General features: G+C 64.8%; 24 protein-coding genes and 1 tRNA gene. 12 read left to right on the top strand and 13 right to left on the bottom strand.

The features are described from left to right. The coding region (locus MKI88_RS12460) for a M20/M25/M40 family metallo-hydrolase (RefSeq protein WP_241631712.1) at nucleotides 1-997 on the bottom strand (997 nt) is incomplete at its 3' end. A gap of 271 nt (nucleotides 998-1,268) precedes the next feature. Between MKI88_RS12460 and MKI88_RS12455 the strand changes: the two genes are divergently transcribed. Both MKI88_RS12455 and MKI88_RS12450 read left to right on the top strand, forming a co-directional pair. Next, nucleotides 1,269-2,606, top strand: coding sequence for a DEAD/DEAH box helicase (locus MKI88_RS12455; protein WP_241631708.1), 1,338 nt, complete (start codon nucleotides 1,269-1,271; stop codon nucleotides 2,604-2,606). A 126-nt stretch (nucleotides 2,607-2,732) separates the two neighbouring features. Next, nucleotides 2,733-5,600 carry a pitrilysin family protein gene (locus tag MKI88_RS12450; RefSeq protein ID WP_241631707.1) on the top strand — a complete coding sequence of 956 codons (2,868 nt, stop codon included), beginning with the start codon at nucleotides 2,733-2,735 and terminating at the stop codon, nucleotides 5,598-5,600. Nucleotides 5,601-5,603: 3 nt separating this feature from the next. Here the strand turns inward: MKI88_RS12450 and MKI88_RS12445 are convergent, their stop codons facing one another. The 5 genes from MKI88_RS12445 to hslV all read right to left on the bottom strand — a co-directional run bounded on the left by MKI88_RS12445 (nucleotide 5,604) and on the right by hslV (nucleotide 10,773). After that, entirely contained in the window at nucleotides 5,604-6,227 is a 624-nt protein-coding gene (locus MKI88_RS12445; protein WP_241631706.1) for a hypothetical protein, read from the bottom strand. Nucleotides 6,228-6,299: 72 nt separating this feature from the next. After that, complete coding sequence (locus MKI88_RS12440; RefSeq protein WP_241631705.1) at nucleotides 6,300-6,695, bottom strand: nuclear transport factor 2 family protein; 396 nt, start codon at nucleotides 6,693-6,695, stop codon at nucleotides 6,300-6,302. A 9-nt stretch (nucleotides 6,696-6,704) separates the two neighbouring features. After that, complete coding sequence (locus MKI88_RS12435) at nucleotides 6,705-8,822, bottom strand: S9 family peptidase (protein ID WP_241631704.1); 2,118 nt, start codon at nucleotides 8,820-8,822, stop codon at nucleotides 6,705-6,707. A gap of 55 nt (nucleotides 8,823-8,877) precedes the next feature. Continuing rightward, nucleotides 8,878-10,179, bottom strand: coding sequence for an ATP-dependent protease ATPase subunit HslU (hslU, locus tag MKI88_RS12430; protein WP_241631703.1), 1,302 nt, complete (start codon nucleotides 10,177-10,179; stop codon nucleotides 8,878-8,880). A 42-nt stretch (nucleotides 10,180-10,221) separates the two neighbouring features. Beyond that, nucleotides 10,222-10,773, bottom strand: coding sequence for an ATP-dependent protease subunit HslV (gene hslV, locus MKI88_RS12425; RefSeq protein ID WP_241631702.1), 552 nt, complete (start codon nucleotides 10,771-10,773; stop codon nucleotides 10,222-10,224). Between the two features lie 162 nt (nucleotides 10,774-10,935). Here hslV and MKI88_RS12420 point away from each other — a divergent pair, with 162 nt between their 5' ends. After that, a complete protein-coding gene (locus MKI88_RS12420) occupies nucleotides 10,936-13,017 on the top strand; it encodes a hybrid sensor histidine kinase/response regulator (RefSeq protein WP_241631701.1) in 2,082 nt (693 codons plus the stop codon). 83 nt (nucleotides 13,018-13,100) lie between these two features. Further along, entirely contained in the window at nucleotides 13,101-13,490 is a 390-nt protein-coding gene (locus MKI88_RS12415) for a response regulator (protein WP_241631700.1), read from the top strand. Here MKI88_RS12415 and MKI88_RS12410 read toward each other — a convergent pair. From MKI88_RS12410 to MKI88_RS12400, 3 genes are all read right to left on the bottom strand, one after another. Beyond that, complete coding sequence (locus tag MKI88_RS12410; protein ID WP_241631699.1) at nucleotides 13,487-15,367, bottom strand: ABC-F family ATP-binding cassette domain-containing protein; 1,881 nt, start codon at nucleotides 15,365-15,367, stop codon at nucleotides 13,487-13,489. The genes MKI88_RS12415 and MKI88_RS12410 overlap by 4 nt on opposite strands. A 107-nt stretch (nucleotides 15,368-15,474) precedes the next feature. After that, nucleotides 15,475-15,888: a holin family protein gene (locus tag MKI88_RS12405; protein ID WP_241631698.1), complete on the bottom strand. Its 414-nt coding sequence runs from the start codon at nucleotides 15,886-15,888 to the stop codon at nucleotides 15,475-15,477. A gap of 84 nt (nucleotides 15,889-15,972) precedes the next feature. Continuing rightward, nucleotides 15,973-16,512 carry a glycoside hydrolase family 108 protein gene (locus MKI88_RS12400; RefSeq protein ID WP_241631697.1) on the bottom strand — a complete coding sequence of 180 codons (540 nt, stop codon included), beginning with the start codon at nucleotides 16,510-16,512 and terminating at the stop codon, nucleotides 15,973-15,975. 181 nt (nucleotides 16,513-16,693) lie between these two features. Here MKI88_RS12400 and MKI88_RS12395 point away from each other — a divergent pair, with 181 nt between their 5' ends. Continuing rightward, complete coding sequence (locus MKI88_RS12395; protein ID WP_348636256.1) at nucleotides 16,694-17,218, top strand: GNAT family protein; 525 nt, start codon at nucleotides 16,694-16,696, stop codon at nucleotides 17,216-17,218. A gap of 75 nt (nucleotides 17,219-17,293) precedes the next feature. Here MKI88_RS12395 and MKI88_RS12390 read toward each other — a convergent pair whose 3' ends face one another. Further along, nucleotides 17,294-18,016, bottom strand: a complete 723-nt coding sequence (locus tag MKI88_RS12390; protein WP_241631695.1) for a hypothetical protein — start codon at nucleotides 18,014-18,016, stop codon at nucleotides 17,294-17,296. Between the two features lie 62 nt (nucleotides 18,017-18,078). On the opposite strand from MKI88_RS12390, the gene MKI88_RS12385 reads away from it, so the two are divergent. Further along, on the top strand, nucleotides 18,079-18,258 hold the full coding sequence (locus MKI88_RS12385) for a hypothetical protein (RefSeq protein ID WP_241631694.1): 180 nt from the start codon (nucleotides 18,079-18,081) through the stop codon (nucleotides 18,256-18,258). A gap of 6 nt (nucleotides 18,259-18,264) precedes the next feature. Here MKI88_RS12385 and MKI88_RS12380 read toward each other — a convergent pair. Further along, nucleotides 18,265-18,341: transfer RNA gene (locus MKI88_RS12380), tRNA-Pro, on the bottom strand. 203 nt (nucleotides 18,342-18,544) lie between these two features. Between MKI88_RS12380 and yajC the strand changes: the two genes are divergently transcribed. From yajC to MKI88_RS12360, 4 genes are read left to right on the top strand one after another with little or no spacing between them, the layout of a single operon-like run. Beyond that, entirely contained in the window at nucleotides 18,545-18,886 is a 342-nt protein-coding gene (gene yajC / locus MKI88_RS12375) for a preprotein translocase subunit YajC (protein ID WP_241631693.1), read from the top strand. A gap of 8 nt (nucleotides 18,887-18,894) precedes the next feature. After that, nucleotides 18,895-20,487, top strand: a complete 1,593-nt coding sequence (gene secD, locus MKI88_RS12370) for a protein translocase subunit SecD (protein ID WP_241631692.1) — start codon at nucleotides 18,895-18,897, stop codon at nucleotides 20,485-20,487. A 12-nt stretch (nucleotides 20,488-20,499) separates the two neighbouring features. Then, nucleotides 20,500-21,474, top strand: coding sequence for a protein translocase subunit SecF (secF, locus tag MKI88_RS12365; protein WP_241631691.1), 975 nt, complete (start codon nucleotides 20,500-20,502; stop codon nucleotides 21,472-21,474). After that, on the top strand, nucleotides 21,474-21,857 hold the full coding sequence (locus tag MKI88_RS12360) for an Mth938-like domain-containing protein (protein ID WP_241631690.1): 384 nt from the start codon (nucleotides 21,474-21,476) through the stop codon (nucleotides 21,855-21,857). Before secF ends, MKI88_RS12360 begins: the two co-directional genes overlap by 1 nt. Here MKI88_RS12360 and MKI88_RS12355 read toward each other — a convergent pair. Both MKI88_RS12355 and MKI88_RS12350 read right to left on the bottom strand, forming a co-directional pair. Next, nucleotides 21,840-23,003 carry a glycosyltransferase gene (locus tag MKI88_RS12355; protein WP_241631689.1) on the bottom strand — a complete coding sequence of 388 codons (1,164 nt, stop codon included), beginning with the start codon at nucleotides 23,001-23,003 and terminating at the stop codon, nucleotides 21,840-21,842. The genes MKI88_RS12360 and MKI88_RS12355 overlap by 18 nt on opposite strands. 38 nt (nucleotides 23,004-23,041) lie before the next feature. After that, entirely contained in the window at nucleotides 23,042-23,887 is an 846-nt protein-coding gene (locus tag MKI88_RS12350; RefSeq protein WP_241631688.1) for a class I mannose-6-phosphate isomerase, read from the bottom strand. A gap of 138 nt (nucleotides 23,888-24,025) precedes the next feature. On the opposite strand from MKI88_RS12350, the gene MKI88_RS12345 reads away from it, so the two are divergent. Both MKI88_RS12345 and recN read left to right on the top strand, forming a co-directional pair. After that, nucleotides 24,026-24,808: an outer membrane protein assembly factor BamD gene (locus tag MKI88_RS12345; protein WP_241631687.1), complete on the top strand. Its 783-nt coding sequence runs from the start codon at nucleotides 24,026-24,028 to the stop codon at nucleotides 24,806-24,808. 56 nt (nucleotides 24,809-24,864) lie between these two features. Continuing rightward, nucleotides 24,865-26,529 carry a DNA repair protein RecN gene (recN, locus tag MKI88_RS12340; protein WP_241631686.1) on the top strand — a complete coding sequence of 555 codons (1,665 nt, stop codon included), beginning with the start codon at nucleotides 24,865-24,867 and terminating at the stop codon, nucleotides 26,527-26,529. The last annotated feature ends 109 nt before the right edge of the window (nucleotides 26,530-26,638 follow it).

The raw sequence follows: 26,638 nt of genomic DNA, 5'->3' as shown, positions 1-26,638 counted from the left end.
TGATCTCGCGCATCCGGGTACGGACGCGCTCGGTCTGCTCGTCGCTCAGCGTCCGGGTGTCGCCGCGCGCGATGGCGATTTCGGGGATGATGTTGGTCTTGCCCGTCGCCGAGCCTGCTGCTTCTCCTTCAGCCACTTCGGCGGTTGCGCCGCCGACAATCAGGCCGACATTGAAGGTAAGGTTGGGCTCGGGAAGTTCGGTGCGAAAGGAGGAGATGATCTTTGCCAGCGCATAGATCGCGCCGTCGCCAGACTCCTTGCTGAAGATGCCGCTCGAATGGCCGCCGGGGGCCTTCACCGTCACCGTCCAGCCCGAACTGCTGCGGCGCGCGATCGATCCCATGTCCCGGCCGTCCTGAACGACCAGCCCCTCGAAATCGAGCGCAACGTCGGCACGCTTGCCGGCGGCGATCAGATCCGCGCGCGAGATCTCGACCGGATCGCCGGCTTCTTCCTCGTCGCCCGTCAGCACCACCTCGATATCGGCGTCCTTGAGCGTGCCTGCCTTGTGCATCGCGCGCAGCGCCATCAGCATCACGACCATGCCGCCCTTGTCGTCGCCCGCACCCGGGCCGACGCCCCTCGAGCCCTTGCGCTCGAAGCGCTGAAAGGGCGAGGATTTCTCGAACACCGTATCGAGATGGCCGATGAGGAGCAGCCGTTTGCCGCGGCCATTGCCCTTGTGCACCGCAACGATGTGCCCGGCGCGCTGCGCGGCGTCCATCGGCACCCAGCGCACCTGAAAGCCCAGCGGTTCAAGCTCGGCGCGCATCATCTCGCCGACCTTTGTCACGCCTTCCAGATTCAGCGTTCCGGAGTTCTGGTTGACCAGCTTTTCGAGCAGCGCGACCGAGCGTTCCTGATCGGCATCGACCGCTGTAGCCATCTTTCGCTCGACCGGCGCGAGCTGCGCCTGGAGCGGCGTGGTGGCGAGGAGGAGCGAAGCGGCAAGCGCGAAGCGCCTGACCCTGGAGCGGTTTCCATGTGCGTGCGGCATGGCGGTCTTGTGCGACAGGCGATAGCCGCGATCAAGGGTGGCCTTGCTTTTGCCACGATTTACAGCCATATGCCCGCCTGCGCATCAGGCCGGTGGACCGGCCGTGACCATATTCGGCAGCGTGAACGCCCGGAAATCCGGGACCGGCCGAAGAGATGCGCTTTGCTTTTGCAAGGCTTCCCATTTCACGCGGGTCGTCAACGAACCCCGCGTTTCGCGCCCGCACGTCCCGTGCGTGGCCGCGCTTCGCATGACATAAAGAGAACGATACATGACGAAATTCACCGACCTTGGCCTGGCCGAGCCGATCATCAAGGCGCTCGCGGCCAAGGGCTATGACAAGCCGACCCCGATCCAGGTGCAGTCGATCCCGCCGCTGCTCGAGGGCCGCGACCTGTGCGGCATCGCGCAGACGGGCACGGGCAAGACCGCGGCCTTCGCGCTGCCCTCGCTCCACTATTTCGCCAACAATCCCAAGCCGCGCCCGCTGGGCAGCTGCCGGATGCTGGTGCTGTCGCCGACGCGCGAGCTGGCGAGCCAGATCGCCACGTCCTTCCGCGACTATGGCAGCAATCTGCGTCTGTCCGTTGAAGTTGTGTTCGGCGGCGTGCCGATCGGCAAGCAGATCAGCAAGCTGAAGGCGGGCGCCGACATCGTGGTTGCGACGCCGGGCCGCCTGCTCGACCTGATCGACCAGCGCGCCTTCCATCTGCGCGACGTCGAGATCTTCGTGCTCGACGAGGCCGACCAGATGATGGACCTCGGCTTCATCGTGCCGTTGAAGCGCATCGACAAGCTGCTGCCGACCAAGCGCCAGAGCCTGTTCTTCTCGGCCACCATGCCCAAGGCGATTGCCGAGCTGGGCGACCGCTTCCTGACCGATCCGGTCAAGGTGTCGGTCGCGCCGCAGTCGACGACCGCCGAACGCGTGCGCCAGTATGTTTCCTTCGTGAACCAGAAGGAAAAGCAGGCGCTGCTGACGCTGACCTTGAAGGCTGAGCCGATCGACCGCGCGCTGGTCTTCACGCGCACCAAGCATGGCGCCGACCGGGTGGTGAAGCACCTCGTGGCCGCCGGCGTCGGCGCGCTCGCGATCCACGGCAACAAGTCGCAGCCCCAGCGCACCGCGGCGCTCGAGGCGTTCCGCAAGGGCGAGATCAAGATCCTTGTGGCGACCGATATCGCGGCGCGCGGTATCGACGTGCCCGGGGTGAGCCACGTCTTCAACTTCGAGATGCCCAACGTCCCCGAGCAATATGTCCACCGTATCGGACGGACCGCGCGTGCCGGCGCAGAGGGTGTTTCGATCAGCTTCGTCGATGGCGAGGAGAAGCAGTGGCTCAAGCAGATCGAGCGGCTGACGCGCGTCAAGCTCGACACCGTGCCGCTGCCCGAGGATTTCCTCGCACAGGCCGCCAAGTTGCCCCAGCCGGCGCGTAGCGCACCCTCGACGGCGCAGCCGGGCAGGCGGCGTCATGACGATCGCGGCGGCGAAGCCCGCACGCAACAGCCGGCCGCAGGCGAAAAGCCCAAGCGGCCTTTCCACCGCCGCCGCAAGGGCGCGCCCGGCGCGCACAAGGGCGCGGTAAAGCGCTTCGGCAGCCGCTGATATCGACGGGCCCTTCCTTTCGAGGAAGGGCCTTCGTCATTTGCCGGGCGCTGTTTGCCGAATCCGTATTGGAATTATTCAGCTTCGCTCGATAGTCTCCGGGAGATGAATTCCCGCACCCGGCGCTTGGCGCTTTTCACCCTTGTCCCCCTTGCTGCCACGATTGGCTTTGCATCGGTTCCGCTTGTCGCACAGCAGGCGCCCGCATCGGCTTCACCGACCGCTGCCAGACAGGCAGAGGTTCCGTGGCTCTACGTCAACAGCGACGTTCCGCAGGAAAAGGCGTGGCTTTTCGGTACCTTGGACAACGGCTTGCGCTATGCGATCCGTCGCAATGGCGTGCCCCCGGGGCAGGTGTCGATCCGCGTACGCATCGATGCCGGATCGCTCATGGAGGAAGATGGCGAACAGGGCTTCGCGCATTTCCTCGAGCATCTCTCCTTTCGTGGCTCGAAGTTCGTGCCCGAGGGCGAATCAAAGCGGATCTGGCAGCGTCTGGGCGTGACCTTTGGCAGCGACAGCAACGCATCCACGACGCCGACCGAAACGGTCTACAAGCTCGACCTCCCCAATGCGCGACCCGAAGGCCTCGACGAGAGCATCAAGATCCTCGCGGGCATGATGGAAGCGCCCAATATCAGCGACACCACCGTCAATGCCGAACGTGCGGTCGTGATGGCCGAGCAGCGCGAGCAGTTCGGGCCCGCGGTGCGCATGGGCGACGCGACGCGGCAGCATTTCTTTGCGGGGCAGAAACTGGCGAGCCGCTCGACGATCGGCACCGTGCAGACGCTCGCGGGCGCACGCGCCGACGGTCTCAAGGCATTTCACCAGCGCTGGTATCGGCCCGAGCGCGCCGTGGTCGTGATCTCCGGCGATGCCGATCCGGCAGCGATGGAAGCGCTCGTCAAAAAGCATTTTTCCGCCTGGCGCGGGACCGGGCCCAACCCCAGCGACCCCGATTTCGGCAAGCCCGATCCCGATGCCAAGGCCGTGACCACGCTTGTCGAGCCGAGCTTTCCGACGATCGTCCAGCTCGGGGTGATGCGCCCCTGGGAGCAGGTCGACGACACGATCACCTATAATGAGGGGTTGATGGTCGACGCGCTGGCGGTGCGGATGATCAACCGCCGGCTGGAGACGCGCGCGCGGGCGGGAGGCAGCTTCCTCCAGGCGCAGGTCCAGCAGGAAGATATTTCCAGATCGGCGGACGCGACGCTGGTCTCGCTCGTGCCGCTCGGCGACGACTGGCACGCGGCGTTGCGCGACGTGCGCTCGGTAATCACCGACGCATCAACGACCGGGCCGACACAGGCCGAGATCGACCGCGAGGCGCAGGAGTTCGATCTTGCGCTGCTCGCTCAGCTCGAGAATGAGGGCGCTGAACCCGGTTCGCGCCAGGCCGACGATCTCGTGCGCGCGCTCGACATTCGGGAAACCGTGACGACCGCCGAGGGCGCGCTGACGATCTTTCGCGGTGCAAAGCGGCTGTTCACGCCTGAAAACCTGCTCGCCTCGACGAAGCGGCTATTCTCGGGAGCGGGGCCGCGACTGGTGCTGAGCACGCCCAAGCCGCTCACCAATGGCGATGCGCTCGCCGCGAGCGCGCTGGCCGAGGACGTGACCTCGAGCGGCGCGCGCAAGGATGTGCGTCCGGTGAGCTTCGCCGACCTGCCACGCTTCGGCACGCCGGGCACGGTGACGGCGCGCTCCAAGCTCAGCAACTTCAATATCGAGACGGTCGCGCTCTCCAACGGGACCAAGCTGATCCTGTTCCCCAACAAGGGAGAACCGGGCAAGGTCTATGTCAGCGTGCGCTTCGGTAATGGTTACAAGGCATTGCCCGCGAACCGGCAGACGGTGGCCTGGTCGGGCGCGATGGCGCTGGTCGGCAGCGGTATCGGCAAGCTGGGGCTCGAGGAACTCGACCGGCTGACCAATGGCCGCAAGATCAACATGGGCCTCGACATCGAAGAGGACGCCTTTGTCCTGAAGGGGGAAACCCGTGCGCCCGACCTCTCCGACCAGCTGAAGCTGATGGCGGCGAAGCTGGCGTTTCCGGGCTGGGATTCCGCGCCCGTGGTACGCGCGCGCGCGCAGATGCTGGCGGGCTATGAGGTGATGAACGCATCGCCGGCCGGGGTGATTACGCGCGATCTCGACGGACTTGTGCGTGGCGGCGATCCGCGCTGGGCGACCCCCAGCCGTCAGGAGGTCGAGGCGCTGACACCAGCTGGCTTCCGCAAACTGTGGGAGCCGATCCTTGCGAGCGGCCCGATCGAGGTGCAGATCTTCGGCGATTTCGAGGCCGCGCAGGCCATCGAGGCGGCGAGCGCCACATTCGGCGCGATGAAGCCACGCAAGCCCGCGACGATCGATCCGGCCAATGCGACCACCCGCGCGCCCGAGCACAATATGACGCCAGTGGTGCGAACGCATAGCGGGGCTGCGGAGCAGTCGGCGGCGGTGCTTGCCTGGCCGACGGGCGGCGGGCTCGACAACATCTCGGAGTCGCGCAAGCTGGAAGTACTCGCGGCGATCTTCAACGACCGCCTGTTCGATCAGCTCCGGTCCTCGGCCGGGGCAAGCTATAGCCCCACGGTCGCCAGCCAGTGGCCGACGGGAATGGACAATGGCGGCTATCTGATCGTGCTCGGCCAGTTGAAACCCGAAGGAACCGGGCAGTTCTTCAAGCTGGCGCGCGAGATTGCGGCCGACCTCGCGGCGAAGCCTGTCGATGCGGACGAGCTGCAACGCACGCTTGGTCCGATCCAGCAATATTACCTGCGCGCAAGCACGGGCAACCAGTACTGGATGCGCGAAACCGCCGGATCGTCGCGCGATCCGCGCAAGGTGGCGGCAATGGAAAGTCTCGTGCGCGATCTGCTCAGCATCACGCCGGAACAGATCCAGCAGACCGCGCAGCGTTACCTGATCTCGGACAAGAGCTGGTCGATGGTCGTGCTCCCCGAAAAGCAGACGGCGACGCGGTGAAGCTCAGCCCGTTGCGGGCGCACGTCCGCGGCGGGAGGATCCGAACCGGGCAGCGAGGCGCAGACCGAGCGCCGCGAGAGCCAGGGGCGTGAAGACCAGTCCGGTCCAGATGCGATCGGTGTCGGCAAGGCGCCCTGCATAGCTGAACAGGAATATGAACCAGATATAGTGGATGCCAACGCGGTGCAGCCGCTTCCACCAACGGCCAAGCATGCGCTGGCTGGTGTCGTTCGAGGTGAGGGCCATCGCGAACATCAGCGCATAGCCCAATCCTCCGCCAATCAGGACGCCCGGCGGACGCTGTTCACCCGAAAGCGCAAGATAGTTGATCAGCGCGGCGAGGTGGATCGTGTGCGACAGCGCGAAACCCAGTCCCCATTGCCGGCGGCGCCTGAGCACCGCCTTCGTCGCCGGCGCGGGAAACAGCCGGACCATTGCCGAGGCGGTGTAGACGACCAGGAAGACAAGGAAGCTGGCACGCGCGGTCCATCGTGCGGCGAATTGCGATTGCTGGATCAGGTCGCTCCCTGCCCAGAGCGCAAGCGCCACGGCGATTGAAGAGGCGATGAATGCCGCGACAATGGGCACGGCAACGGCGGCTGGAGAGGTACGGATCGACGTTAACACGGCAGGACTCCCCTCGGGTCAGGTCACGCGCATATTGTTCCTGATCTGTGGCTCGGCCGTTAACCTGGACGCTCAGGCCGAAATCTGATCGATCCAGTCCTGCAGGTTGTAGTGATTGGTGACGCGAGTGATGCGGTTGCCCGCGATGTCGAAGAACGCGCCAACACGCAGGCGATAATGCTGCCCCCTCGCGGCGGGGAGATCACCGTCGGTCTTGAGATATTTGCCTTCGAGCATGAACTCGGCCGAGGCGTGGCTCCCGGCGGGCGAATAAAGGATGCGCGGCTCGATCGCATGCTCCTTGTAGCAGCGGTTCATATGATCGAGGAACTCGCGGAAGGCGCCCACGCCGACACGCGGACTGCCCTGGCAAGGCTCATGCACGACATCGTCGGCGAGCAACGACAGCATGCGTTCGGCATCGCCATGATTGAACGCGTCGTAATAGCTTTCGATGATTCCGGTCATGATTGCATCCTATTGTGCGACACCAAGCTGGTCCATCATGAAGGCCAGATACTCGGCCTGTTCCTCGTAACGCCTGAAACGACCGGACTTTCCACCGTGCCCGGCTTCCATCTGGGTGCGGAAGAGCAGCGGGTTGTCGTCGGTCTTGTGCGAACGCAGCCGCGCGACCCATTTGGCGGGCTCGTAATATTGCACCTGGCTGTCCCACAGGCCCGTGCTGACATAGATCGCGGGATAGGCCCTGGCCGCGACATTGTCATAGGGCGAATAGCCGAGGATATAGTCGTAATAGGGCTTTTGTTCGGGATTGCCCCATTCGTCATATTCATTGGTGGTGAGCGGGATCGTCGGGTCAAGCATCGTCGTCACCGCATCGACGAAAGGCACCTGCGTCACGATCACGCCGTAATCATCGGGCGCCATATTGGCGACGGCGCCCATAAGCAGCCCGCCTGCGCTGCGTCCGAAGCCGGCCGTGCGCTTCGGCGCCGCATATTTCTGGTCGACCAAATGCCGGGTGACGTCGATGAAGTCGGTAAAGCTGTTCACCTTGTTCATCAGGCGGCCGTCATCATACCAGGCGCGCCCCATGTCCTGCCCGCCGCGGATCTGCGCGATCGCGACGGTCATCCCGCGATCGGCAAGGCTGGGCCAGGCGACGTTGAACTCGGGATCGTAGGAAGAGCCATAGGCCCCATAGCCGACCTGATAGAGCGCGGCCGTGCCATTGCGGTGGAATTTCTTGTGATGGACGAGCGAGACGGGAATTTTTGTCCCGTCGCGTGCGGTCGCCCAGACCCGCTCGGTGACATATTGCGCCGGATCATAGCCGGGTACGGGCTGCCGCTTCAGCATCCGGCGCTCGCCTGTATTCGCGTTGATCTCGATGATGGTCGGTGGGGTCACCATCGATTCATAGCGATAGCGCAGCCAGTCGGTCGCAGGCTCGGCATTGGTGTCGAGTGTCATCGTATAGGCGGGTTCGTCGGCGGTTATGGGGGTCGATTTTCCATCAGTTGAGAGCAGGCGAATGCGCTTGTTCCCCGCGACGCGCTCCTCGATCGCGACAAAGCCGGCAAAGGGCTTGAAGGCCTCGATAAAGGTGTCGGTACTCGGCGCGACCAGATCGCGCCACGCTGTGCGGTCCGCCGTGGGCGCTCTATCTGGAACCGTCGCGAGCCGGTAATTGGGGGCGTTGTAATTGCTCCAGACCAGCCAGCGATCGCCGATATGGTCGACATCGTAGAGCCAGCCCTTTTCGCGCGGCGCGAATATGGTGAATTCGCCCTTGCCCGAGGCAGGGGCGCAGCGCGCCTCGTTGCTCGTCGTGCTCCAGAGGAAGATGCAGGCATATTTGTCGGAGGTCGTACGCTTCAGGCTGATGTAGAAGCTGTCGTCCTTTTCCTCATGGATCAGGCGATCCCCGGCCGCGGGCGTGCCGACGACATGCGCCTTCACGCGCTTGGACAACAGCGTTACGGGGTCCTTGTCGATATAGTAGATCGTCCGGTTGTCGTCGGCCCAGACGACATCGTCCTCTATATTTGCAACGGCCTCGTCGACCAGCCTGCCGGTCGCTATCTCCCTGACCTTGAGCGCATATTGCTGGCGGCCGACCGTGTCCTCTGCATAGGCGACGTAACGATTGTCGGGGCTGACTTCCCAGGTGCCGATGCTGAAAAAGCCTTTTCCTTTCGCCATCACCGGTTCGTCGAGCAAGATCTCCTCGGGCGCCGTCATCGCGCCCTTGCGGCGAGCAATCACGGGATAGTCCTGACCGGCAGTGAAGCGACGATAATAGAGATAGCCGCGCTGACGCCAGGGAACGCTGCTGTCATCGGGCGCAATGCGGCCCGTGATCTCCTTGAACAGCGTGTCCTTGAGCGGCTTCAGCCCTGCGAGCCGGGCGTCAGCATAGCTGTTTTCGGCGGCGAGATACGAAAGGACCTCGGGATTCTTGCGGCTGTCGTCGCGCAGCCAGTAATATTCGTCCTCGCGCGCCGCGCCGGACGGGGCGGTAACCTGATGGGGCTTTTTTGCAGCGACGGGCGGAGCGGGGGGCGTCTCGGCCTGAGCCGCCGTTGCCATGAGCAGGCAGACTGCACTCGCCAGAAACCGCTTCGCCATTCAATCCCTCCCTTGCCGTGCGATGGCGCTGCATCGCACGGCGGGAAGGCTGAGACTAGAGCACGTATTTGCTCAGATCCGTGTTGCGCGCGATCGAGGCGAGCTGGCCGTCGACATAGGCCGCGTCAATGACGAGCTTTTCTCCCTGGCGATCCTCGGCGTCGAAGCTGACCTCTTCGAGCAGTTTTTCCATCACGGTCTGGAGGCGGCGTGCCCCGATATTCTCGATCTGGCCGTTCACCTCGGCGGCGATGCGGGCGACCGCCTTGATGCCATCCTCGGTGAACTCGACCTCGACGCCCTCGGTGCCGATCAGTGCGCGATATTGCTCGGGAAGCGACGCCTTGGTGTCGGAGAGGATGCGGATGAAATCCTCCTCGGTCAGCGCCTGCAATTCCACGCGGATCGGCAGGCGGCCCTGCAGTTCGGGGAGCAGGTCGCTGGGCTTGGCGACATGGAAGGCACCCGATGCGATGAAGAGGATATGGTCGGTCTTCATCGGGCCGTATTTGGTCGCGACCGTCGTACCCTCGATCAGTGGCAACAGATCGCGCTGGACGCCCTCGCGGCTCACCGAACCGCCGCGGACGTCGGAAACCGCGATCTTGTCGATCTCGTCGAGGAAGACGATGCCATTGGCCTCGGCGTCGGCAAGCGCGGTGCGGCTGACCTCGTCCTGGTCGAGCCGTTTGTCGGCTTCTTCCTCGACCAGCTTGGTCCAGGCGGCGCGGACGTTCATCTTGCGGCGCTTCAATTGGTTGCCGCCAAACGCCTTGCCCATCATTTCGGACAGGTTGATCATCCCGACCTGGCCGCCCTGTCCGGGAATCTCGAAGGGCATGTTGGGCGCGGCTTCCAGTTCGATTTCGATCTCGGTCTCGTCCAGATGGCCGTCCTGGAAGCGCTGGCGGAAGGCGCTGCGCGTTGCCTCGCTCGCGTCCTTGCCCGTGAGCGCGTCGAGCAGGCGGTTCATCGCCGCCTCCTCGGCCTTGTCCTTCACTGCGTTGCGGCGGCGTTCGCGCTCAAGGCGGATCGCTTCCTCGACAAGATCGCGCGCGATCTGTTCGACATCGCGGCCGACATAGCCGACCTCGGTGAACTTGGTGGCTTCGACCTTCACGAAAGGCGCGTCCGCGAGCTTGGCGAGGCGGCGGCTGATCTCGGTCTTGCCGCAGCCCGTGGGCCCGATCATCAGGATGTTCTTGGGCGTCACCTCGTCACGCAGATCGGCCTTGAGCTTCTGGCGCCGCCAGCGGTTGCGCAGCGCAACCGCAACCGCGCGCTTTGCGTCCTTCTGGCCGATGATGTGCTCGTCGAGCGCGGCGACGATGGCTTTGGGGGTAAGGGCGTCGTTCATTCTCTTCTTTCCGAGCCCGCGGTCGCGGGAGTTGGGTCAGGGTCAGGAAGCGCTGTCGAGCGTTTCGACGGTCAGCTGGTCGTTGGTGTAGACGCAGACATCGGCGGCGATGCCCATTGCCTTGCGGCAGATCGTCTCCGCATCCTGCTCATAGTCGACGAGCGCCCGCGCCGCGGCGAGCGCGAAATTGCCGCCCGATCCGATCGCTGCGACCCCGCCGACGGGTTCGAGCACATCGCCATTGCCCGTCAGGATCAGCGTCGTTTCCTTGTCGGCGACGATCATCATCGCTTCGAGGTTGCGCAGATATTTGTCAGTCCGCCAGTCCTTGGCGAGTTCGACCGCCGCACGCATCAGGTGCCCGGCATGGCGTTCGAGCTTCGCTTCGAGACGCTCGAACAGCGTGAAGGCGTCCGCGGTGGCGCCGGCAAAGCCGCCGATCACGCTGCCATCGCCGAGGCGCCGGACTTTCCTGGCATTGGGTTTCATCACGGTCTGGCCCATCGAGACCTGGCCGTCGCCGACCACGATGACCTTGCCGTTCTTGCGTACCGACAGGATCGTCGTGCCGTGCCACTTGGGTGTTTCGCTCATTCATGTCCCCGCTTGGAGTGTCGGGCGTGCATATGGGGTGCTGTCGCCGTCGTGCAACGGTCGCGCAGAATCGTCGTTGCGGGGTGGCATTCCACGGCGTGACAGGCCATGAAGGGCAAAACACGACAAGGGCGCAGGTCGGGTAACCGGACAGGAGACTGCGTGGCTGACGATGCATCGACCCCATTGCCCGGCAGTGCGCGCACGCCGTCGCAAACCGACCGGATGTCGGCGAGCGAACTCCGCATGCTTGCTGACAATATGGGGCAGCTCGCCTGGCTCAACTCGGCCTCTGGCGCGCGCTACTGGTTCAACAGGCGCTGGCACGAATATACGGGCAAATCCTATGGCGAGGTGAAGGGCTGGGGCTGGCTGCAAGTGCACCATCCCGATCATGTCGGACGCGTCGAAAGCGGATTGCGCAAGTGCCTCGCCAGCGGAGAGCCGTGGGAAGATACGTTTCCGCTGCGTGCCGCCGATGGCAGTTATCGCTGGTTCCTCGCGCGCGCCTTTCCGGTGCGCGACGAGCAGGGGGTGATCCGGCGCTGGTTCGGCACGGATACCGATGTCCATCGCCAGATCGAGGCCGAGCAGGCCTTGCGCTGCGCCGTCGAAAACGCGGAAATAGAAGCTGCGGAGCGCGCCGCGATGCTTGCCCAGCTCGACGAAGGCGTGATCGTCACCGATCCCGAGGGACGAATCACCTTCGTCAACGAGGCGGCCAGGCGGCTGCATGGCGTGCACCGGTTGGATATCGGCCCCGAGGACTATTCGAACACATATAACCTCTTCACCGAAAGCGGGCTGCCGCATCCGCATGAGGAACTGCCGCTCGCGCGTGCGGTGATGAAGGGAGAGGTTGTTGCCGATGCGCGCTGGCGCATCCGTCGGCCTGATGGGCAGGAGGTGCTGGCCATCGGTTCGGCGCGGCCCTTTCATGGCGCCGATGGCAAGGTGCTGGGCGCGGTGCTGACGTTGCGCGACGATACCGCGCGCCATGCCGCCGAGACCGCGCTGCGCGAGCTCAATACGACGCTCGAGGATCGCGTCGCTGAAACCATCCGTGAGCGCGAGGTGCTGGGCGACGCGCTCCGCCAGGCGCAGAAGATGGAAGCCGTGGGGCAGCTCACCGGCGGCATCGCGCATGATTTCAACAATCTGCTGACGATCATCACGGGCAATCTCGACATGCTCCGCCGCGCGCTGGGCGATAGCGCGGAGGCGAGGGTGCGCCGCATGGTCGACAATGCGCTGACGGGGGCGGAGCGCGCCGCCGCGCTCACGCAGCGCTTGCTGGCTTTCTCCAGGCGCCAGCCGCTATCGCCTAAGCCCGTCGATATCGACACGCTCATTGGTGGCATGTCGGATTTGCTCGCGCGATCGCTGGGCGAACTGATCGAGATGAAGGCGGTCAGGAACAAGGGACTGTGGCGCGTCGAGATCGACGCCAACCAGCTCGAAAACGCCATATTGAACCTCGCGGTCAACGCACGCGACGCGATGACGGGCGGGGGGACGCTGACGATCGAAACCGCCAATGTGACGCTCGACGAGGTCTATGCCGCGCGACAGGCCGAGGTGGTGCCGGGCGACTATGTCGTCATCGCGGTGACTGACACCGGCGCAGGAATTGCGCAGGACACGCTCGAGCGGGTCTTCGAACCTTTTTTCACCACCAAGGACGTCGACAAGGGAACGGGGCTTGGACTGTCGATGGTCTATGGCTTCGTCAAGCAGTCGGGCGGCCATGTGCGCATCTATTCCGAGCTTGGCCAGGGCACGACGGTACGGATCTACCTGCCGCGCATGACATGGGCGAGCGAAGAGGAGGCGCAGATGGTCGAAGCCGTGCCACGCGCCCGCATCGGCGCGTCCGAAACGCTGCTGGTGGTCGAGGACGATGCGGGCGTGCGCGCCTATTCGGTCGAGCTGATGCGCGAGCTGGGCTACAATGTCATCGAGGCGCATGACGGTCCCTCGGCGCTGCGGCTGATCGAGCATCATGAGGGTCCGATCGACCTGTTGTTCACCGATGTCGTGATGCCGGGCATGTCGGGTCGTGACCTCGTCGAGGCGGCGCGCAAGCTGCGCCCGGGCCTGCCGGCGCTCTACACCACGGGCTATGCGCGCAGCGCTATTGTCCATGGCGGGCGGCTCGATCCCGGCGTCGATATCATCACCAAGCCTTTCACCTATGACGGTCTAGCCAAGCGACTGCGCGAGGTGCTCGACCGCGAGGGTTGAGCCAGCCGATAGCGAATCAGGCGCATTCTTGCGGAAAATGCGCTATGGTGCGCCGGAGATTCCCCCAAAAGGCGAGGTATCGCATGGGACAGGAGAGGGTGCCGGCAGGCCTTAAGGTGCTGCTGGTGGAAGATAATGGCATGCTGGCCGAGACGGCTACCGAGCTGCTTGAGGACATGGGCTGCGCGGTCGTTCACTGCGCCGATTCGGCCGAGGCGGCGATGGACTGGATCGACCATGGTGGCGAACTGGACCTGCTGCTGACCGACGTGGTGATGCCCGGCATGAACGGCGTCGAACTTGCCTGGCATGTCCGCGAACAAATCCCCGACCTGCCCGTGCTGCTGGTCAGCGGCTATGGCGACGCGCTGCTCGTCGAGCAGCAGCGGCAATTCCCGATGGTTGCCAAGCCCTATCGCAGCGAAGAGATTGCGCGCGCGATCGGAGGAGTCATCACCGTTCCCGCGAGCTAAGCGGCCTGGCTCTCCTCCAGCGCTTCGGACGCCTCCAGCCAGCGGGCCTCGGCGGCCTCGATGCCTTCGCTCAACTGCGCACGGAGCATCATCAGCTCGCTCATCGTGCGCTTGGCATCGTCCTTGTTCGCTGAGGCAGGATCGAACATCGCGCGGTCGACCTCGGAACGGCGCGCCTCGAGCTTCTTCATCTCGGTCTCGGCATCCTTGACGGCATCGCGCATCGCCTTGTTGCGCTCGCGTGCTTCGGCGGCCGCCTTGCGTGCGTCCTTGGCGGAGGCTTTGGGCTTTTCGGTCGCAGTCGCCTGAGACTGCCCCTTGCCGAGCACGAGATCGGTATAGTCGTCGAGCGTGCCCGCGAATTCGGTCGCGGTGCCGCCATCGACAAGCACCAGCCGGTCGGCGGTGAGGGCGAGCATGTGGCGATCATGGCTGACCACCACCACCGCACCGTCGTAATCGTTGAGCGCCTGTACGAGCGCCTCGCGCGCGTCGACGTCGAGGTGGTTGGTCGGTTCGTCGAGGATCAGCATGTGCGGCGCATCGCGCGTCACCAGCGCAAGTGCGAGGCGCGCGCGTTCGCCACCCGAGAGGCTTCCGACCTTCTGCGTCGCGCGGTCTCCCGAAAAGCCGAAGCGGCCGAGTTGTGCGCGCACGGCCGCGGGTGTCGCACCCTTCATCTGGCGGGTCATGTGCTCGAGCGGGGTGTCGCCGGTATCGAGTTCCTCCACCTGATACTGCGTGAAATAGCCGACGCGCAGCTTGCCCGAGGTCGTCATCGTCCCGTCCATCGGGGACAGCTGGCCCGCGAGCATGCGCGCGAGCGTGGTCTTGCCGTTGCCGTTGCGGCCGAGCAGCGCGATGCGGTCGTCGGGATCGATCCTGAGGCCGAGCTTCTTCAGCACGGGCGTGCCCTCGACATAGCCGACCGCAGCGTCATCGAGCGTGATGAGCGGCGGACGCAATTCCTGCGGGCTGGGGAAGCCGAACGACAGGCTGGGATCTTCCACCACCGCGGCGATCGGTTCCATCCGTTCGATCATCTTGAGCCGGCTCTGCGCCTGCTTGGCCTTGGTCGCCTTGGCGCGCCAGCGGTCGACGAAAGACTGGAGCTTGGCGCGCTCGGCAAGCTGCTTGTCGCGCGCGCTCGCCTGCTGCGCGAGCCGTTCGGCGCGCTGGCGCTCGAACGCATCATATCCGCCGACATAGAGCGTGGTCTTGCCCTTATCGAGGTGGAGGATGTGGTCGACGACATTGTTGAGGAAATCGCGCTCGTGGCTGACCACGACCATCGTCGCGCGGTAGCTCTTGAGAAAATTCTCGAGCCAGAGCGTCGCTTCGAGGTCGAGATGGTTCGAGGGCTCGTCGAGCAGCAGCAGGTCGGGCTCGGAAAAGAGCAGCGCGGCGAGCGCGACGCGCATCCGCCAGCCGCCCGAATAGCTTTCGAGCGGTCGCTGCTGCATTTCCTCGTCAAAGCCAAGGCCGACAAGAATGCGCGCGGCGCGCGCGGGCGCGGCATGCGCGTCGATCGCGATCAGGCGTTCATGGATTTCGCCAATGCGGTGCGGATCGGTCGCGATCTCCGATTCGGCAAGCAGCGCGGCGCGCTCGATATCGGCGGCGAGCACGGTCTCGAAGGGCGTCGCCTGGCCTGCCGGGGCTTCCTGCGCGATATAGCCGAGCCGCGCGCCGCGCGGCATTTCGGCAGAGCCCTCGTCTGGTTCGGAAAAGCCCGCGATGACCTTCATCAGCGTAGACTTGCCCGCGCCATTGCGTCCGATAAGCCCGACGCGGCTACGCGGGGGCAGGGCCGCGCTCGCGCGGTCGAGGATCGTGCGTCCGCCAAGGCGCACCGTGATACCATTGAGGTTGAGCATGGCGGCTCGGTAGCAGGAGACGACGCTCCTGTCATGCGTGCCCGGCGGAAGCCGGTGCCCATGCGGCTGTGCGGACTGGACCCCGGCTTTTGCCGGGGGGCTCGAGCCTATTTCCCCAGCCCCTTCGCCTTTTCCCATTGGCGCGCGGCGGTGTAGCCGAGATAGCCCGTGCCGAAGAGCATGTAGAGCGGCTCGGGGATCCCCGCGAGATAGGCATTCATGCCGCGCGCGATCGATTCGGCCATGTCGGGCCGGACGGCCGCGATCAATCCCATCGGGATCGCCCAGAGCAGCAGCGCATACATGACGTAGAGGAAGCTCGGGCGCGCGCGGCTCGTCCAGGGATCGTTCGACTGTGCCTCGGCGACGATCGCGGTGAGCTGCGTCCGGATCGCCTCCATTTCCTGACTGCCCTCGAGCTTGAGCAGTTCGAGCTTGGCGCGGTCGCGCGCATCGGGGTCGGGGATGATCTTGTCGATCAGCCTGGCGACGGGGCCGATCAGGCCTTCGATGATGGACATGGCGTTTTCCTGTTCGAAAGGGCGAAGTTCACGCCGTTCAATGCACGAAGTTCACAGCGTTGATGGGGGAGGGGATTCGAGAGTTTATCCGAGCCGGTTGGCGAGCCATCCGTAGAGGAAAGCCTCGTTGGCGGGACGCGTCTCGGCGAGGCGGAGGTAGCGTTCGCCCTGGAGCGCCTCGACGGCCTTGAGCAGCACTGTCTCGCCCGCAGCACCGCGCTTTTTCATGAAGGCCAGCAGCGCGGCCTGGGTGGCGTCGTCAATCGTGGTCGATGGTGCAATGTCGGGGTAATCGGCAGCACCGCGATTGAGCGCGTTGAGCGCACGCTGGAGGAAGCCGGTCGCAACCGCCGGTCCCATGTTCACGCCGGTATCGAACAGTTCGGCGGCGAGTGTGGGAACATGGCGGTGGACGCGGTCGAAGCCGGGTGCAAGCCAGTAAAGTCGCTTGTAGATCGCCACGGCCTTCTCGCGTGGCAGGTCGCGCATGTCGCCTTCATAACCATGCGCGCGCGCGACCGCCCGGGTGATGCCCCAGTGGGTCGGTCCGCCGCGATCGGCCGGGTGGTCGGAATAGCCGCCTTCGCGGCTGATCACGTCGTCAATGAGCTGGTCGATGGTCATCTGACGCTCCTCGGTTCATGTCGAGTCGTTCAATTAACCGATATGGAACATTGTAGGACAGCCGCTTTTTCTGCCTCGCGCCTTCGCGCCCCGAGTGTGCGTCAATGGGGGTTCACGTGACGACGCCAAGGCGCGAAGAAGGGGTGCGAGATTGGAAAAGGGGAGGGAGATGGTGCTTGGAGTGCGCTTGGCACGCGGACCGGTCGTGCTGGAGCCGTGGTCGGAGGATCATGCCGAAGGGCTGCGTGCGGCCTGTGCCGAGGACAGCGAGATCTGGGACATCTACCCGATCTCGTTTCAGAGGCCGCATTTCGACGCATCGCACGCGCTGTATCGGTCGCGGCCCAACTGGGTGAACTTCGTCGTGCTGGATCAGGATCGCGTCGTCGGGATGACCAACTACATCAACGCCGATCCGGTGAATGGCGTTGTGGAAATCGGCGGCACCTATATCGCCCCGTCGGTGCGCGGCAGCGGCTTCAACGGGACCATGAAGGCGCTGATGATCGACCACGCCTTTGCCGAGGGCTATCGCCGCATCGAATTCCGCGTCGATCTGCGCAACACGCGTTCGCAGCGCGCGGTGGAAAAGCTCGGCGCGGTGCGCGAGGGCGTGCTCCGTGCGAACATGATTACCTGGACGGGTCATGTGCGCGACACCGTGGTGTTCGGGCTCCTGAAGGATGAATGGCGGGAGAAGGACTAACGATGCATGCGAGGGAAGGTCGCTTCAAAGGCTTCGTGCTCAGGCTCCATTCCAACGATCAGGATGCAGTCGGCGTCAATCGTCGCCGTCGCCCGGATCCCAGAACAGCGCCAGCGCCATGCCGGCGAGGAGCGAGGCTTCGCGAAGCTGCAGATCGCCCGGCAATGCCAGCCGTTTGCGCGCGCCGTTCAGGTCAATCGCGGCGATCGGCTGGCCATCATTCTCGATCAAATAGCCGAGCGGAGAGGCGCCGGGCAGGCTGGCTTTTTCGAAATGATGGACCGAATGCAAGCCCAGAACATGGTCACCGAGCGCGACGATACCGGCGCGTTCCTGCTTCACGCTGATCCCCGGGGAAGCGATTTCGGCCAGGTCGAGCATGCCGATGTCCTTGCCGTCATGCTGGAACACGCAGCGATAGGTAAGGGGGACCACGCTCGTGCTGATCGTGAGCTTCCAGTTGCGGTCGCGGAAGCGATCCTGCGCGTTGACCATCTCGAAATGGCAGCGACCTGAATATTCGCCATCAATGCCGGGCCCGGACAGGGTGAAGCTGCTTTCGCCATAACGCGATGACTCCCAGAAACTCCGGTCGCGCATCGAGCGGATATCGTAGCGTCCGCCCGCACCCGTATCGCCGAGGCTGAACCGTCCCTTGTGCCATCCCGACAGGCCCGTGATGTCGATCCGTTCGGAACTGGCGGCGATGGTGTCGAAGCCCCGCATCCGGTCGCCGGCGACGGCAGCCGTGGCGGTAACGAGCAGCATTCCGGCGATGGCAAATCTGGCCAAACCCATCTTTTCCTCCCCTTTTCAGACAATTTGGGCAGGTGAGGCTGTCGCGGTGCTGAACGAGTGCGATGCGCGTCGAAACGCAATTTGCCGAACGCGCGACAGCTCGAGTGGAAAAACGTCGGCATCGGGTCCACGCGCTGCTCGAAGCCGGGCTCGCGGAAGCGATACGCCATTCGGCGATGGGTTATGTGTTTGCCGGAAAGCTCGCGCCTTGGGGAAGGTTTCAATGCGAGCCAGGTCTTTGAATGAATTGGTCGGGACGAGAGGATTCGAACCTCCGACCCCCACACCCCCAGTGTGATGCGCTACCAGGCTGCGCTACGTCCCGACCGGAAGCGCGGCCTTTAGGGCCATTGTCCGAGTCTTGCAAGCCACGTTGGAGGCATTTTTCGTAGAACCCCGGGGTAGGCCAGGGTAGTTTGGTCGCGCTCACGCGAAAGTTGCCGCCCACCCTTGAACATGTTAGGCGCGCGCCTTTCATATGGGGCTGTTCGTCGCAGACCTATCCATCGAAGACAGGTATTTCCGTCCATGCTCATCACACCCGCTTACGCCCAGGCCGCTGGCAGCGCCGCATCCGGCGGAGGCGCCGCGTTCTTCATGCAGATCGCGCCGCTGCTCCTGATCTTCGTGATCTTCTGGTTCCTGCTGATCCGCCCGCAACAGAAGCGGATGAAGGAGCATCAGGCCAAGATCAACGCGGTGGCCAAGAACGACCAGGTCGTCACCGGTGGCGGGCTCGTCGGCAAGGTCACCAAGGTCGACGAGCAGTTCGTCGATGTCGAGATCGCCAGCGGCGTCAAGGTTAAGGTCGTGAAGTCCACGCTGTCCGACGTCACCCCCGCGGCCGGCTCGCGCCCCGCTAACGACTGAGTCCACACATGCTCGATTTCCCGCGCTGGAAGGTCTGGCTCGTCTGGATCACGCTGATCGTCTGCGTCGCCTATTCGATTCCGAGCTTCTTTCCCAAGGAGCAGGTGGCCAGATGGCCGGCCTTTGCGCAGGCCCGGTTCAACCTGGGCCTCGACCTTGCGGGCGGCAGCCATATCCTGCTTGAAGCCGAAACCACCGATGTCGCCAAGCAGCGGCTCGAACAGATGGTCGAGACCGTCCGTACCGAGATGCGCCGCAACCAGCCGCGCATCGATATCGGCGACATCTCGCTTCAGGGCGGGCAGGTTTCGTTCATGGTCCGCGACACCAGCCAGGTCGACGCCGCGGTCGAGCGCCTGAGGGCGCAGACGCAGGGTGCGGGGATGACCGGCCAGCGCGACTGGGACGTGAGCGTGGTCGATTCGACGCGGATCGTGCTGAAGCCCACCCAGGCGGGCCTGGTTCGCGCGGTCGACGATGCGCTCGCGGTTGCGCGCGATGTCGTCGCCCGCCGCATCGACCCTGACGGCACCAAGGAAGTGACCGTCATCCGCCAGGGTTCGAACCGCATCGTCGTGCAGGTGCCGGGTCTGGAAGATCCCGAGGCGTTGAAGACGCTGCTCGGCAAGACCGCGAAGCTCGAGTTCAAGCTCGTCGACCTGAACGCCGACCCCGCGGCGGTGGCGCAGGGCCGCGCGCCCGTGGGCAGCGAAGTGCTGCGCATGGCCGACGGGACGGGCGCGATCGCGGTCAAGCGGCAGGCGATCATCAGCGGCGATCAACTCGTCGATGCGACGCAGGGCTATGACCAGCGCGACAATACGCCTGTCGTCAACATCCGCTTCGACGGGCAGGGCAGCCGCCGTTTCGCACGCGTGACGCAGGAGAATACGGGCAAGCCCTTTGCGATCATCCTCGACAATCAGGTGCTCTCCGCGCCCAACATCAACGAGCCGATCCTGGGTGGCCAGGCGCAGATCTCGGGCGGTTTCACCGTCGAGAGCGCCAACCAGCTCGCGGTCCAGCTCCGCTCGGGCAAGCTGCCCGTGGCGCTCAAGGTGGTGCAGGAAAGCACGGTCGGCCCCGATCTTGGCGCCGATTCGATCCAGAAGGGAATCATCGCGGGCATCGTCGCGACGCTCGCGGTGATCCTGTTCATGGTCATCACCTATATGCGCTTCGGCGTCTACACGACGCTCGCGCTGATCGTGAACGCGTTCATGATCCTGGGCATCATGGCGATCTTCAACGCGACGCTGACGCTTCCGGGCATTGCGGGCTTCGTGCTCACCATCGGCGCTGCGGTCGACGCCAACGTGCTGATCAACGAGCGTATCCGCGAAGAACAGCGGCGTGGGCGCGGAACGCTTCAGGCGGTCGAATTCGGCTATAAGGAAGCCAGCCGCGCGATCTTCGACGCCAACATCACCAACGTGATTTCGGCCGCGATCATGTTCACCTTCGGCTCGGGCCCCGTGCGCGGCTTTGCGGTGGTGCTCGCGATCGGGATCATCACCTCGGTGTTCACGGGCGTGACCTTCACGCGTCTGCTGGTTGCGGACTATCTCAAGCGCAACCGTCCCAAAGAAATCGTGATTTAAGGACCGATCGAAATGCGTCCGCTCAAGCTCGTCCCCGACAACACCAACATCCCCTTCCTCAAATATCGCACCTGGGCGATGGGGTTCTCGATCCTGCTGATCGTCGCCTCGCTCGCGCTGGTTGCGGTGAGGGGCTTCAACCTGGGCGTCGATTTCGTCGGCGGCCAGATGATCCGCGTGACCTTCGAAAAGCCCGTTCAGCTGGACGATTTGCGGCAGACGATCGACGGCCTCAATCTCGGCGAACCGACCATCCAGCACATGGGATCCTCGAACGAGGTCTCGATCCGGATGCCGTTGCCTGAGGGCGGCGAGGACAGCGCCAACCGCGCCGCGACCGAGATTCGTCGCGCCGTCACCGCCGAACATCCCGATGCGAAGTTCACCGCGGTCGAGACCGTCTCGGGCAAGGTGTCGGAGGAGCTGTTCAGCGCGGGCGCATGGGCGCTAGGGCTCGCGATGCTCGCCATCGCGCTCTATATATGGTTCCGCTTCGAATGGCAGTTCGGCGTGGGCGCGCTGTTCGCGCTGTTCCACGACGTTGCGCTGACGCTCGGCTTCTTTGCGCTGACCCAGCTCGAATTCGACCTCAATGTCGTCGCGGCGATCCTGACGATCATCGGCTATTCATTGAACGATACGATCGTCGTCTATGACCGTATCCGCGAGAATATGCGCAAATACCGCAAGATGGACATTGCGGCGCAGCTCGACCTGTCGGTCAACGAGACGCTGTCGCGTACCGTCGTCACCTCGCTGTCGCTGATCATCGCGCTCACCATCCTGCTCGTGCTCGGACCCGATGTGATCTTCGGCTTCACCGCGGCGATGCTGCTTGGCATCGGCATCGGCACCTTCTCGTCGGTCTATGTGTCGGCGGCGATCCTTCTGTGGCTCAACGTCAAGCCCGACAGCTTCCTGCCCCAGGGCGAAGCCAAGGGTGGCAAGGCCGAACGCGTCGTCAAAGACGACGGCGCGGTGGTCTGATGCCGCCCAGCCTCGTCTCCGAGGCGAAGGGGCCGGGGCCGCAGATCGCGGGCTTTGCCGAGGGCGGTTTCAGGATCGACGGTGATGTTTATCGCTCAGCGCTGCTGACGCCCATCGGCGTGGCGCAGTGGGACGCGCCCGTCCTCGCTGCACTGGTCGAGGCGGATGTCGCGGCGCTGCTCGCGATCGATCCGCAGCCCGAATTCCTGCTGCTCGGCACCGGTGGCGAGGTGGCGCGGCCTTCGCGCGCCTTTGTCGACGCGCTCGAGGCGCGCGGGATCGGCGTCGAGGTGATGGACAGCCGCGCGGCGGCGCGGGCCTGGGGCGTGCTCAGGGCCGAGCAGCGCTGGATCGTGGCGGCGCTGCTACCGCTTCAGCGCTGAGAGGTGCGCGAACAGCGCGTCGCTGTTCGCCTCCCATGTAAAGCGTTCCGCGGTCTTGCGGACCTGCGCCGCGTCGGGGGGATTTGAGAGCGTTTCGGCGATAGCGGAAGCGATTTCGCCGGACTCGCGTGCCACGATCCGGCCCGCTTCGGGGCGATCGAGCAATTCGCGTGCGCCGCCGCAATCGCTGATGACGATCGGCGTGCCACAGGCGAGCGCTTCCACCCAGGCATTGGCGAGCCCTTCGGATGAGGAGGGCAGCGCCATCACGTCGGCGGCCGCCAGCCAGCCCGGCAGCGCCTCATGCGCGATGCTGCCGAGGAAACGGACGCGCTCGCTCACTCCGAGCCGCGCCGCCTGTGCTTCGAGCTTAGCGCGGTCGGAACCTTCGCCTGCGAGCGCGAGCGTGACGCCCGGGAGCAGCGTGAGTGCATCTATGAGCAGCGCTTGTCCCTTGCGCGGTATCAGCGCGCCGACGCTGATGACCAGCGGGCCTTGAATGTCGCGTTCGGCCTTGAGCGCCCCGCGGTCGCCCGGGCGGAAGCGATCGAGATCGACGCCGGTATAATGGACGCGCGTCCTATTCGATGGGATTCCGAGCGTGGCCATGTCGTCGCGCAGCGCGGCGCTGACCGCGAGCAGGCCGTCGGCGCTGCCCCCGGCGTCACGGATCGCTTTGCGACTGCCGCGCTGCCTGCCCCAATAGTGGATGTCGGCGCCGCGCGCCTTGATCGAGAAGGGAAGGTCGAGCGCGCGGGCGATGCGCCGGGCGGCGGGGCCGTCGGGGAAGAAGAATTGTGCGTCGATCAGGTCAAAGCGGTGTTGGGCATGAAGCCTGCGTGCGACGGGGAGCACTGCGCGCGCCATCAGCGCGGCCGACGCGAAGCCGTTTCCACCCGGAATGACGGGAAAGCGCGGCCGATGGACCGCGAGTCCTTTCCAGTGCTCGCGTTCGGGAACGACATCGAAACCGCGATAGCGCGCATGACGCGACAGCGGCCAGGGTGGGACGCCGATCGGGGCGATCACCTCAAGCGCGATGTCGCAGCGTGCTGCGAGGCTCAGTGTCTGCCTTTCGACGAAGACGCCGAAATTGGGACGGGTCGCGTCCGGAAACAGCGAGGACAGGGTGAGCACGCGGAGCATCGCGTGATGCTAGGGCGTTCTCGTTAAGGAAATTGCTGTCAGCCCCCGATAATCGTGTTGAGCCGCCTGGGTGTCGGATAGGCGAACAGGATATCGCTACCCGCTTCGGCGGTGAGTTGGACGCTGTCCTCGACCAGCCAGGTTTCACCCGCCTTCCAGCCGGCACCGTCGATCGTGCCAGCGCCCGTCACGGGCACGAACCAGCCGGGCACGCCTTGTGGCAGCATGATCGTGCGCGCGTCGTCGGGCCGCCAGCGTTCTAGCACGAATTTGGGACCTTCGGCGAGGATCGAACGGCCGGGTGCTAAGTCCTGCGGCGTGAAATTGGGCACAAAGGGCCGCGCGTCGGAGACGGTGACCCCCTCGTCCAGATGCAGCTCGCGGGGGCGGCCATAATCGTAGAGGCGGTAGGTGAGGTCGACATTCTGCTGAACCTCGACCAGCGTGATCCCCGCGCCGATCGCATGCACCGTGCCCGCGGGCGAATAGAAGACGTCGCCTGCCTTGACCGGCTTCCAGTCGACGAGCTGCTCGATGCTGCCGCCAAGCGCTGCGGCGCGCAGTGTTTCATGATCGACGGGTTCCTTCGTACCGATGGCGATCGTCGATTGCGGCTCGGCGGCAAGGATCACCCATGCCTCGTCCTTGCCTCGCGCATGGCCTGATGCGCGTGCGGCCGCATCGTCGGGATGGACCTGGATCGAGAGCTTCTCGGCGGTGAAGAGATATTTGACGAGCAGTTCGGGGCTGTCGTCGGATTCGTCCTGGAACCAGATCTCGCCCACCGGCTCGCTGCCGGGCGCGGGATCGGGGAATCCCGGCCACAGATGATGGCGGCCCCAGGGCTTTTCCACACGATGGGTCTTCAGGCGTTTCGCGCTCATTACCGGCTCCTCGCCCCCGGTTAGGACCAATGCCCGAGGCCGTGCAAGCGTTCCCGCGCAAGGCTCGGAAATTCGCGCCGGATAAGGGCACATCTCGGCGCTTGGCGAAGCCCGATTGCTTCGCTAGAACCCCGCCTCATGCGTAACTCTGCCCTGAAGCCGATCGCCCTTCTCATCGGCGTCGCCCTGATCGCCCCGCTCGCCGGTTGTGCCCGTACATCGGCCAGCACCAAGGCCGACACCAACTATGTGGCGAGCGACGTCAACACGCTCTACACCGCGGCGAAGGACCGGCTCGACCGTGGGCAGTACAAGCTTGCGGCGGCGCTCTTCGACGAGGTGGAGCGCCAGCATCCCTATTCGCCCTGGGCGCGCCGCGCGCAGCTCATGAGCGCCTTCAGCTATTATGCCGCCAAGCAGTACAACGAATCGATCCAGTCGGCGCAGCGCTTCCTGGCGATACATCCGGGCAACAAGGACGCGCCCTACGCCTATTATCTGATCGCGCTCGATTATTACGAACAGATCGCGGATGTGACGCGCGATCAGAAGATCACGCAACAGGCGCTCAGTTCGCTGGGTGAGCTGATCCGCCGCTATCCCGACACACGCTACGCCGCCGATGCGCGGTTGAAGATCGATCTCGTCAACGATCACCTGGCGGGCAAGGAAATGGAGATCGGGCGCTTCTATCAGCGGCGTTCGCAATGGCTCGCCTCGGTCGTGCGTTTCCGCAGCGTGGTCGACGAATATGAGACCACCACCCACGCACCCGAAGCGCTGATGCGCCTGACCGAAAGCTATCTGGCGCTCGGCATGCGCGATGAGGCCAAAAAATCGGCGGCAGTGCTTGGGACCAACTATCCGGGCACCAAATGGTACGAACGCGCCTATGAGCTGATGGAGCGCAATCCCGCCTGACGGATATGGGCGTGGCACTCTTCCATACCCCGCCCACACTGTTCTACTAACGCTGCATGCTGTCTGCGCTCGCCATACGTGACGTCGTGCTCATCGAAGCGCTCGACCTCGAGTTCGGGCGCGGGCTGGGCGTGCTGACCGGCGAAACCGGTGCAGGCAAATCGATCCTGCTCGATGCGCTGGGGCTTGCGCTGGGCGCGCGTGCGGACAGCGGCCTTGTCCGCCATGGACAGGCGCAGGCGAGCGTTACCGCGAGCTTCGACCTCAACGGCCACGATCATCCTGCGTTCGCGATGCTCGCCGAGAACGGGCTCGATGCGGATGAGGGCGAGCCGTTGATCGTGCGTCGCGTGGTCAAGGCCGATGGCGGCAGCCGCGCCTTCATCAACGACCAGCCGGTTTCGGCGGGATTGCTGCGCGAGCTCGGCGCGATACTTGTCGAGATTCACGGCCAGCATGACGATCGCGGGCTGCTCAATCCGAGGGGACATCGTGCGCTGCTCGACAGTTTCGCGCGCGCCGAGACCGCCGCGGTCGAGACGGCGCATGGTGCGTGGCGTGCCGCCGAGGCCGCGCTCGAACAGGCACGGATGGACATCGCGACCGCCAAGCAGGATCGCGAATGGCTCGAACATGCGATCGATGAGCTTCGGCGCTTCGACCCCCGGGACGGCGAGGAGGAAAATCTCGCCGCCGAACGCGCCGACATGCAGAAGGGCGCGCGCATTTCAGACGATCTGATCGCGGTGATGGCGGCCTTTGACGGATCGGAGGGCGGGCTGGCCCAGCTGCGTCAGGCGGCACGGCGTCTCGACCGGATGGCGGGCGAACACGCGTTGCTCGCGGAGGCGCTGGCGGCGCTCGACCGCGCGGTGATCGAAGCCTGCGAAGCCGAGGAGAAGCTCGAGGCCGCTTCCGAGGCGCTGCGTCACGACCCCGAGAGCCTCGAGGCGATCGAGACGCGGCTGTTCGAACTGCGCGCACTCGCGCGCAAGCACCGCGTCGGACACGACGAGCTTTCTGCCTTGCTCCGCGAGCTTGAGGAAAGACTGTCGCGGATCGAGGCGGGGACGGAAGGGTTGGCCAGGCTCGAAGCCGACTGCGCCGCGAAAGGGGCGCTTTACCGCGAAACAGCCGATGTGCTGAGCGAAGCGCGCCGCGCCGCCGCCGCGCGGCTCGACGCGGCGGTGAAGGCCGAACTCGCGCCGCTGAAGCTCGATGCCGCGCGCTTTCGCACCGCGGTCGAGTCGCTGCCCGAGAGCCAGTGGGGACCGCACGGCAAGGACCGCGTCGAGTTCGAGATCTCGACCAATCCCGGCGCGCCCTTCGCTCCATTGATCAAGATCGCGAGCGGCGGCGAGCTTTCGCGCTTCATCCTCGCGCTCAAGGTTTCCCTCGCTGAAGAGGCCGGGGCCGCGACGATGATCTTCGACGAGATCGACCGCGGCGTCGGCGGCGCGGTGGCCAGCGCGATCGGGGAAAGGCTCGCGCGGCTGGCGGGCAAGACACAGTTGCTCGTCGTCACGCACAGCCCGCAGGTGGCGGCGCGCGGCGCGGCGCATATGCTGATCGCCAAGAGCCATGACGGCGTCGTGACTCGCACCGGCGTCATGCGACTGGCGGATGGCGAGCGCCGCGAGGAAATCGCGCGAATGCTCTCGGGCGCGAGCGTTACCGATGAGGCGCGCGCCCAGGCGTTGAGGCTGCTGGAGGCAGCTTAGCGCCGGATCGTTTGAGATGGCGGCCCTTTGCGCTTCCGCCGAAGCGTGAATCAGGGTCTATTCAATGCCTTCTCCAACGAAGCGCGGTGCCACGACCATGAAATTGTCG

Source organism: Sphingomonas sp. LaA6.9 (assembly GCF_022601895.1).
Lineage (GTDB): Bacteria > Pseudomonadota > Alphaproteobacteria > Sphingomonadales > Sphingomonadaceae > Sphingobium_A.
This window is presented reverse-complemented; position numbering and strand designations above follow the sequence as displayed.

Coding starts and splice junctions, on each gene's coding strand:
- hslU (WP_241631703.1), bottom strand. CDS start 10,179: ATGAACGACGCCCTTACCCCCAAAGCCATCGTCGCCGCGCTCGACGAG.
- MKI88_RS12390 (WP_241631695.1), bottom strand. CDS start 18,016: ATGGGTTTGGCCAGATTTGCCATCGCCGGAATGCTGCTCGTTACCGCC.
- MKI88_RS12360 (WP_241631690.1), top strand. CDS start 21,474: ATGCCGCCCAGCCTCGTCTCCGAGGCGAAGGGGCCGGGGCCGCAGATC.
- hslV (WP_241631702.1), bottom strand. CDS start 10,773: ATGAGCGAAACACCCAAGTGGCACGGCACGACGATCCTGTCGGTACGC.
- MKI88_RS12345 (WP_241631687.1), top strand. CDS start 24,026: ATGCGTAACTCTGCCCTGAAGCCGATCGCCCTTCTCATCGGCGTCGCC.
- MKI88_RS12410 (WP_241631699.1), bottom strand. CDS start 15,367: ATGCTCAACCTCAATGGTATCACGGTGCGCCTTGGCGGACGCACGATC.
- MKI88_RS12400 (WP_241631697.1), bottom strand. CDS start 16,512: ATGACCATCGACCAGCTCATTGACGACGTGATCAGCCGCGAAGGCGGC.
- MKI88_RS12415 (WP_241631700.1), top strand. CDS start 13,101: ATGGGACAGGAGAGGGTGCCGGCAGGCCTTAAGGTGCTGCTGGTGGAA.
- MKI88_RS12435 (WP_241631704.1), bottom strand. CDS start 8,822: ATGGCGAAGCGGTTTCTGGCGAGTGCAGTCTGCCTGCTCATGGCAACG.
- MKI88_RS12355 (WP_241631689.1), bottom strand. CDS start 23,003: ATGCTCCGCGTGCTCACCCTGTCCTCGCTGTTTCCGGACGCGACCCGT.
- recN (WP_241631686.1), top strand. CDS start 24,865: ATGCTGTCTGCGCTCGCCATACGTGACGTCGTGCTCATCGAAGCGCTC.
- MKI88_RS12350 (WP_241631688.1), bottom strand. CDS start 23,887: ATGAGCGCGAAACGCCTGAAGACCCATCGTGTGGAAAAGCCCTGGGGC.
- MKI88_RS12455 (WP_241631708.1), top strand. CDS start 1,269: ATGACGAAATTCACCGACCTTGGCCTGGCCGAGCCGATCATCAAGGCG.
- secD (WP_241631692.1), top strand. CDS start 18,895: ATGCTCGATTTCCCGCGCTGGAAGGTCTGGCTCGTCTGGATCACGCTG.
- yajC (WP_241631693.1), top strand. CDS start 18,545: ATGCTCATCACACCCGCTTACGCCCAGGCCGCTGGCAGCGCCGCATCC.
- MKI88_RS12440 (WP_241631705.1), bottom strand. CDS start 6,695: ATGACCGGAATCATCGAAAGCTATTACGACGCGTTCAATCATGGCGAT.
- MKI88_RS12405 (WP_241631698.1), bottom strand. CDS start 15,888: ATGTCCATCATCGAAGGCCTGATCGGCCCCGTCGCCAGGCTGATCGAC.
- MKI88_RS12385 (WP_241631694.1), top strand. CDS start 18,079: ATGCGCGTCGAAACGCAATTTGCCGAACGCGCGACAGCTCGAGTGGAA.
- secF (WP_241631691.1), top strand. CDS start 20,500: ATGCGTCCGCTCAAGCTCGTCCCCGACAACACCAACATCCCCTTCCTC.